This is a genomic window from Psychrobacter sp. (assembly GCF_030457785.1).
GTDB lineage: Bacteria > Pseudomonadota > Gammaproteobacteria > Pseudomonadales > Moraxellaceae > Psychrobacter.
This window is the reverse complement of the sequence record NZ_JAKDUI010000120.1, coordinates 1-8,330: the sequence shown is the minus strand read 5'-3', so window position 1 is coordinate 8,330 and position 8,330 is coordinate 1. Positions and strand designations below refer to the sequence as shown.

At 46.1% G+C, this 8,330-nt stretch carries 6 protein-coding genes; 3 read left to right on the top strand and 3 right to left on the bottom strand.

Annotated features, from left to right (window positions below; translation table 11 throughout):
• Positions 1–120 precede the first annotated feature (120 nt).
• Together L0J61_RS07025 and uvrC are read left to right on the top strand one after the other, a co-directional pair.
• Complete coding sequence (locus tag L0J61_RS07025; RefSeq protein WP_301465622.1) at positions 121–1,638, top strand: DUF3360 family protein; 1,518 nt, start codon at positions 121–123, stop codon at positions 1,636–1,638.
• 207 nt (positions 1,639–1,845) lie between these two features.
• Positions 1,846–3,690, top strand: coding sequence for an excinuclease ABC subunit UvrC (uvrC, locus tag L0J61_RS07020; RefSeq protein WP_301465621.1), 1,845 nt, complete (start codon positions 1,846–1,848; stop codon positions 3,688–3,690).
• A gap of 154 nt (positions 3,691–3,844) precedes the next feature.
• Here uvrC and L0J61_RS07015 read toward each other — a convergent pair whose 3' ends face one another.
• The 3 genes from L0J61_RS07015 to lgt all read right to left on the bottom strand — a co-directional run bounded on the left by L0J61_RS07015 (position 3,845) and on the right by lgt (position 6,295).
• The gene (locus L0J61_RS07015) at positions 3,845–4,414 is read right to left on the bottom strand and encodes a dihydrofolate reductase (protein WP_301465620.1); all 570 of its coding nucleotides are present in this window, start codon (positions 4,412–4,414) and stop codon (positions 3,845–3,847) included.
• 49 nt (positions 4,415–4,463) lie between these two features.
• Positions 4,464–5,336 (bottom strand): thymidylate synthase, encoded by an 873-nt coding sequence (locus L0J61_RS07010; protein ID WP_301465619.1) that lies wholly within the window; start codon positions 5,334–5,336, stop codon positions 4,464–4,466.
• Between the two features lie 74 nt (positions 5,337–5,410).
• Positions 5,411–6,295, bottom strand: coding sequence for a prolipoprotein diacylglyceryl transferase (gene lgt, locus L0J61_RS07005; RefSeq protein WP_301465618.1), 885 nt, complete (start codon positions 6,293–6,295; stop codon positions 5,411–5,413).
• 279 nt (positions 6,296–6,574) lie between these two features.
• Between lgt and L0J61_RS07000 the strand changes: the two genes are divergently transcribed.
• The gene (locus tag L0J61_RS07000; protein ID WP_301465617.1) at positions 6,575–8,209 is read left to right on the top strand and encodes a DUF4139 domain-containing protein; all 1,635 of its coding nucleotides are present in this window, start codon (positions 6,575–6,577) and stop codon (positions 8,207–8,209) included.
• The last annotated feature ends 121 nt before the right edge of the window (positions 8,210–8,330 follow it).

Genomic DNA, 8,330 nt, shown 5'->3' with positions numbered 1-8,330 from the left:
CGCAATTAAAGTTCTTATGGCATACAATAGCCAAGAATTTGCGCTGGACACTATCTTATATATAGTTCGAATCAGTACATTACTAGTCAATAGAAGCCTCAATCGACATAAGGAAATGTGATGAGTAATACTCAGATACCCTCTCCAGGTTCTAATCAACCATCATCCAATCACGACAGCGAACCATCTGGTAGCTACCTTGATTTGCACAAACCCAGTTCAAGCTTTGATACCCGTGATGACTATCTAAACCATGAACTACAGATCATGCAGCCGAAGCGCTGGAGCGTCAACTTACCCTTCCGTGATTATCGTTTTGAATTTGAAGATACTATTCCAGCGATGGCAGCGACCATTGGTAAGGTCGTCATGGTTGGTGCTATTGCCGCTACTTTTGCTGGCCCTTTAGGGCTAGGCGATGCTTTCGTTTTAGAAAACGTTCGCTATGAGCTATTAATCGTTGCCTTCTTCGTTATCCTGTTCTCTGGCTTTTTGCTACCGACTGCTAACCTTGCTGGTACGCATGGTCCGTTGATCCCTCTGATTCCGATCGTAGTTGCTGCTGGTGGTCACCCGATGGCCTTTGGTTTGCTCATCGGTGCTTTTGGACTATTACTGGCAATCAGTAAAGGGGGGAGTCTGCTAGCAAACTTAACCAGTAAAGGCGTGTGTGGTGGCCTGTTGCTCTACTTAGGCTTCGTCGGAACTATTTCGCAAGTCAAAAACCTGTTTGCTTGGGCAGAAGGCATAGGCATGGCGCATATCGCTTTTGTGGTCATTTTACTGACGATTGTGCTGTATGCCGTGTTAGAAAACTTCCAAAAGCGTTGGCTTGCCGTACCGCTGAGCTGCTTATTGGGTGGTGGAGTTGCCTTCGCGATGGGCGCACCGTTTGCCTTTGAGACAGCACCAGGTCTGCCAAATATGAACCCAATGTACTGGTGGGGTGAAAACACTGGTTGGATGTTGGGATTCCCAACGGTTGAAAGTTTCGTTGTGGTCTTACCATTTGCAGTCTTGGCGGTTGCTATGTGGTCGCCAGACTTCTTAGGTCACCAAGTCTTCCAAAAAATCAGCTATCCACAGCGTACTGAGCGTGTCCAAATGGATATCGACGATACAATGACAAGTGCCTCTATTCGTCAGGTGGCAGGCTCTGTATTGGGTGGTGCTAACTTTGCATCGTCATGGGGTACTTATATTGTACCAGCAGCGATCGCGAAGCGTCCGATCCCAGCAGGTGCGGTGCTCACAGGTATATTCTGTCTGATAGCAGGTATTTGGGGTTATCCAATGGATTTGGCCATTTGGGAGCCCGTGATGTGTGTAGCACTGATTGTTGGTGTCTTCATTCCGCTACTGGAAGCAGGCATGGAAATGACACGTGAAGGCAAGACAACACAGTCAGCTGCGATTGTTGTATTCGCTTCAGCACTGGTTAACCCTGCATTTGGTTGGTCGATCACGCTTGTACTTGATAACCTAGGACTGATTGGTTCAAAAGAACGTAGTGCGAACTTGTCAAAAATGAATCGTTGGATTATCCCTGTGATTACTTTCATCGTATTGACAGGTGTAATGGCGGTAGTCGGTATGTTACCGGGTATCCCAGCGCTGTTGCCTAACTTCCGTCAGTAATCTGGTGTTTTGTTAGGGTGATGCATAAAATATAGCAATGCGTGAACCTCAACGATATTTAGAGCAAAAATAAAAAACCAGCCTTGTGCTGGTTTTTTTATGTTTGAGCAGACAGTTGATACGGCTGGTAAGCGATGGTGGCTTGCAAAACCAAAGACATCGCCCCATCAATAGTGATGTATTAGTATCTTGAGAGCAACAAATTTTATGGTTAATGTCTCAGAGTCGAGTCCTATCGATGACAAAAAAGCCCGCCTTAAGCATTTGATTCAGCGCCTGCCCAACTTACCAGGTGTCTATAAGATGCTAGGTAAGAATGGTGATATTTTATATGTTGGCAAGGCGAAATCGTTGAAGAGTCGGGTAAATAGTTACTTTGCAAAGACGATTGACCATCCAAAGACGCGAGCATTAGTAGCGCGGATTCATGATATTGAGACGATTATTACGCGTAGTGAGACTGAGGCTCTGCTGCTGGAGCAAAATCTCATCAAGGAGTATCGCCCACCTTATAATGTGCTATTGCGTGATGATAAATCCTACCTGTATGTCTTCATTTCAGCAGATAAGCCTTATCCAAGGCTGGCGTATGGGCGTGGTAAAGGAAATCATCAAAAAGGTCGTTTCTTTGGTCCTTTTCCGTCAGCACACGCTGCCAAAGAGACACTGGTGCTCATGCAAAAAATGTTTCAAATGCGCCAATGTAGCAATACCTTTTTTAAACAACGTAAACGACCTTGCCTCGAGTATCAGATTAAGCGTTGTCGTGCACCTTGTGTGGGCTTGGTCTCTCCAGAAGAGTATGCGGAGGATGTAAATAATACCATTCGTTTTCTAAAAGGCGACTCGAGCGACATTCACAGTGCCTTAATCGAAAAAATGGAAAGCGCTGCCGAAAAATTAGACTTTGAAAAAGCCGTTTTTTATCGTGATCAGCTCTCGATGCTGCGAGAAGTGCAGGCAAGGCAAGCGGTATATACAGTCCAAGGTGAGGCTGATGTGATTGCTATAGCCAGTCAAGCAGGCATGACTTGTGTCAATGTGTTGACGGTGCGCGGAGGGCGAGTGTTGGGTGGTAAAAACTACTTCCCCGATGTTGATAGCAGCGAGCCACTAGCGGATAACTTGTCTGCGTTTATTAGTTCTTTTTATTTTCAGGTGACCGATGACTTACCTGCAGAGGTGATACTCAGTCATGAGCTGCCTGATCAACAAGCACTTAGCGAAGCGCTGGTGACACACTTTGGTAGCAAGGTTGTGCTCAAAACCAGTGTGCGTGAACATCGTTCAGAATGGTTGGATTTAGCCAAACTTAATACTAATAATGCACTCAAGACCAAACTCGGTGATTATCTTGAGCTGCATTCGCGCTTTGGTGCGCTAAAAGATGTGTTGGCCGATGTCACTGATCGCACTATTGATCGTATCGAGTGCTTTGATATCTCTCACACTATGGGTGAGGCGACCGTCGGTAGTTGTGTGGTGTTTGACCAAGGTGGTGCGCGCAAGCGTGATTATCGCCAATATACGATTCATGATATTCAAGGTGGTGATGATTATGCTGCGATGAAGCAAGTGCTGACGCGCCGCTATAAAAAGCAACCATTGCCAGATTTGTTGCTGATTGATGGAGGCAAAGGGCAGCTGGGCATTGCCAAAGAAGTGTTGACCGAGCTGGGTATTCTCGATGATACGTTACTTATCAGTGTCGCCAAAGGCGAGGGGCGTAAGGCAGGGCTTGAGGTGTTGCACTTTATCAACCACGAACCGCTTGATCTACCGATGGACAGCAAAGCGCTGCATTTATTGATGCATATTCGTGACGAGGCGCATCGATTTGCCATTACAGCGCACCGTAAAAAACGTGATAAGCGTCGTTCATCCTCAGTGTTAGAAGTGATACCAGGGCTGGGTGAAAAGCGCCGACGTGATTTGCTCAATCACTTCGGGGGTATGCAGCAGTTGCTAGGTGCCTCGCAGATAGAGCTATCAGGTGTGCAGGGCATTGGTCCAGTACTGGCAAAAACCATTTATAAAGTGTTGCATGAGTAGGTTGGTAGATGAGTGATGCGATTAACTTTGTTGGTGAGTGTTATTAGCATGATGTGCTTAACAGTGATTTGCTATCGTTGGATAAATAAAAATGGGGCTGTTCTAGAATAATCTAGGAGAGCCCCATTTTTAATGTCTTAACATATATCAACTACTATTCAGCAGTTTTTCTATAAGTCACAAATCTAAAGCCCAACTCAGTTTTCTCATCGTGCATCCGCTCAGACTCTTCTGATACTTCGAATTCACTGGGTAGTTCTGGGTAGAAAGCATCACCGTCCGTGATCTCAGTATCGACATGAGTCAGCTCAATACGGTCGGTATACATAAAGGCGTCGCTAAATACACGCTCACCGCCAATCACCCAAATCGTATCAAGGTGCGCACCATGCGCTAGGCTAGCGGCTTGCGTCAAAGCATCATCTAGATTATGCACCACATGAGCATCGTCACGGTCTTGCAGATCATTTTTTTCCGCATAATCTGTCTGGCTACTGATAATGAAGCTAACACGCTTTGGCAATGGCTTGCTGCCCATTGACTCAAAAGTTTTACGGCCCATAACCACGATACCTTGAATCGAATCGGCATTTGCTTTGGTCGTCATTTTTTTGAAGTGCTGTAAGTCGGCTGAGACATGCCAAGGTAGCTCATTATTTTTCCCGATGCAGCGGTTGCTACTGATGGCAGCGATTTGGGCAATTTCAGTGTGGGCGTAACTCATAATGTATCCTTTATTATCTTTATTGGAAAAAAGACGGAAGCAATCGGTTTTATACGGCTACTTTTGCTTTGATCGCAGGGTGCGACTCATAACCATCAACGCAAATATCTTCGTATTGGAAGGCAAAAATATCATCAACGTCAGAGTTAAGTGTCAACGTTGGCAAGCTATAAAGCGAACGTGTCAGTTGCAATTCGACCTGCTCACGGTGGTTCTGATAAATGTGACAATCACCGCCTGTCCAAATAAACTCACCAACTTCTAGTCCGCAAACCTGTGCGACCATATGGGTTAGTAGCGCATAGCTAGCGATATTAAACGGCACTCCTAAAAATAAATCTGCTGAGCGTTGATAAAGCTGGCAAGATAATTTGTTATCCGCCACAAAGAATTGAAATAGCGTGTGGCAAGGCGGCAATGCAACTTGCTCCGCCTCGCTTGGATTCCAGCCAGAGACAATTAATCGTCTGGAATTGGGGTTAGTTTTGATTTGGTCGATGACCTGGGTGATTTGATCGACCCCATCGTTATTGTAGCGGCCGTCTTCGCTTTTGGTAGCACCATAATTGCGCCATTGATGACCATAAACGGGCCCCAAATCACCAGCAGGGCGGTTAAAACGTGCTGTCTGCTCTGCCGTTGCCCATTCATTCCAAATACGAACGCCGTGTTTTTGTAAATAATCAACGTGGGTACTACCGCTTAAAAACCAAAGTAGCTCATAGACGATAGACTTAAAGTGTACTTTTTTGGTGGTCAATAGGGGAAACCCTGACGCCAAATCAAAACGCAGCTGTGCACCAAAATGGCTAAGCGTGCCTGTACCGGTGCGATCACCTTTTTCGGTGCCTTCACTCATAACGTGGCGTAGCAAGTCCAAGTAAGCTTGCTCGTTTTTACTGTTGTAACTGCTAGTGCTCATAAGGATGCTCTTCTACGATATCAAAATATATATTGGATGTCGCTATCTGTAGGGTATTTGATGACAATATCTGCCTAGTAAGCGGCTTGCTTGCCCCAGTCATAAATGCCACGTTTGTAAGCATAAATCAGTAGGACGAAGCCCACGATAATCATTGGCGCACTTAACATCTGACCTTTGGTCATCCAGCCTAGCAAGATAAATCCTTGGTCAGCATCTGGCTGACGGAAGAATTCGATGATAAAGCGGCTGACGCCGTAGCCCAGCAAGAAAATGGCGGTTGCTGCCATACGTGGACGCGGTTTTGACGAATACCACCATAAGAAGATAAATAATAGCAGCCCTTCCGCCAATGCTTCGTATAATTGCGATGGGTGACGAGGAAGTAAGTACTGCCCATTCACTTCGAGCATCAGCTCTTGTAGCTCTGGGTTGGTCTGCAGTTGCTGCATATCAAAGGCAGCCGCTTGTGGGAAATACGTCAGCCAATTGTAGCCACCATCAGAGACACGGCCCCAAAGCTCACCATTGATGTAGTTGCCGAGGCGGCCAAACAACAATCCCGTCGGCACACAAGGAACGATAAAATCGAACACTTGGAAAGCTGTTTTTTTGTATTTGCGGGCAAAAAACCACATGGCAAACATGACACCGAGGAAGCCGCCATGAAACGACATACCGCCTTCCCAGACTTTGAGAAGATAGGTTGGGTTTTGTAGTACCTCACCGAATTGATAAAACAGCACGTAGCCAATACGCCCGCCTAAAATCACACCCAGCGCGCCATAAAACACCAAATCTGAGACCATATCGGTGGTCCAGTTATCGCGTTTAGAACTACGGTACCAAGCCAAGCCGAAAGCAGCAGCAAATGCCAACAAATACATTAGGCCATACCAGTGTACTTCTACAGGCCCCAAGGCCAACGCTACGGGATCGTACTGAGGATGAATCTTCATAAGGGCATCATAGTATTTGATAATAGAATGTTGGTCATAATAGCAAAAATAGCCAGTTAGTCATACCAAATTAGGGTCTGGCTAGGCGCATGTAACAATATGCGTAACGTCTTAATGAGAATAGAAACAAAGACAGAAAACAGTTAATATACAAAAAGTGGTTCAAGATAAGTGTTATGTAAGACTGTCCATATAGGGTATTTGCTAAAGCGTCGGATAACGTAGGCTTGCGCTAATAAACAATACTTATAAAATTATCGTGTGTTTAAGGGAATAATAATGCAAGCTTATTTATCTAAAGTACGAAAAGTATTCACTGTCACTGAAAAATATTGCTCGATAAAAATCGTGACACCTTTGGGTTTATTCAGCCTTGCTGCTTTAGGCATAGCGCCTGCCCAAGCAGCAAATAGCAGTATCGAGCAAGTCACTATTTATCAGGGCTTGGCTAGCGTTACTCGTGCATTGCCAATCAACGGTAGTGGTGAACAGACGCTCATATTTTCATGTTTGTCGCCTTATCTTGATAAAGATAGTTTGAGTGTGCAAGCGGGTAGCGGTGTCAATGTTGGTGAAGTCAGCATAGAAACCCTAAGCGGTGAGCAAGCAGCGCAGTGTCAGTACCAAGGAGACACTGAGGTGCAGGCTCAGCAGGCTACCTTAGCCGATATCACAGCAGAGCTAGAAGCTGCCAATCTGGCAAAGTCATATATGCAAAACCTGACGAAGGTCACGCAAATCAGTACCGATGGTACATTAGCCAGCAACGCGCAGGATCTAGAGACACAAGCGGTTGCTATCAACAAACGAATCTTAGATATTCAACAGCGCCAAGCACAAGCGCAAGACGACCTGAATCAGCTCATGGCAGGTGGCGCGACTTCGACCAGCAATAGCGTGACGCAAGTCAGTGTCCGTACTGCCAGCCGCACACCAAGTTCTATCAAGCTGCATTACCAAGTGCGTGGTGCCAGTTGGCAGCCTACCTATCAAGCGCGTCTAGACACCAATACTGAGCAGTTGAATATCAGTGCATCGGCCATCATCGCTCAGCAAACAGGGGAGAACTGGTTAAATATTCCTTTAACGCTAAGCTCGGTCAACCCAAATCAAAACACCACTGGTCAGCTACCTCGGGTGGAGCGTCTCTCTTTATATGACGAAGAATCTAGAATGATGGCTGATGATCATCTCCCAGTACCCATGGTAGAAGAGATGGCTGCGCCAGCTTATGCCAGAATTAGTGACGGTGCTCCTGCGCCTGAGCTGCCGACCTTTACTGTGAGCAGCCAAAACAAAAATGGCATCATAGAGTACAAACTGCCACAGCGGGTCAGCATTCCAAGTGATGGCCGACACGTACGGACAGTGATTGATGAGCAGTCTGGTACTAGTAATCTATGGATTCGTAGTACGCCTGGTGTAGAAGCCGCGGGCTACTGGTACGCATCTGCGCCATTCTTGACACCTGCTTGGGTTGATGGGTCGATGCAGCTATACCGAGACGATAACTATATCGGACAATCAAGATACAGTTATCAGACTCTAAAAGAGCAAGGTATTGGTTTCGGTATTGATCGCAATACGATCGTCAAACAAATAGCTGATGAAGATACGCAGGGCGATAAGGGCGCGTTTAACCGCACGCAAACACTGACCAAAACCGAAGCATACGAATTCACCAACCAGCACAGTCGTACTATGCGACTGCAGGTACTGGGCAGTGAGCCTGTCAGCCAAGATGATTCGCTCAACGTGACAGTCAATCATACGCCACCAGTAACTGAGCGTGACTGGAATGACAATCAAGGCATGATTTCATGGGAGTTCGATCTACCGAGTCAGCAGACGAAAGTGATAAGCTCAACCTCTCAAGTCAGCTATCCTGCTAGTAAAAACTTGGCAGTGCGCTAGGCATGTGGCCACTGAGCACCTAATACTATCTATTTAGCGGCCGCAAATTTGTGGCCGCTAAATGAGAATGCATGAACTACCCACTACCTTAGAGGTAGGGGTTTCTTAGGTAATGCTCATA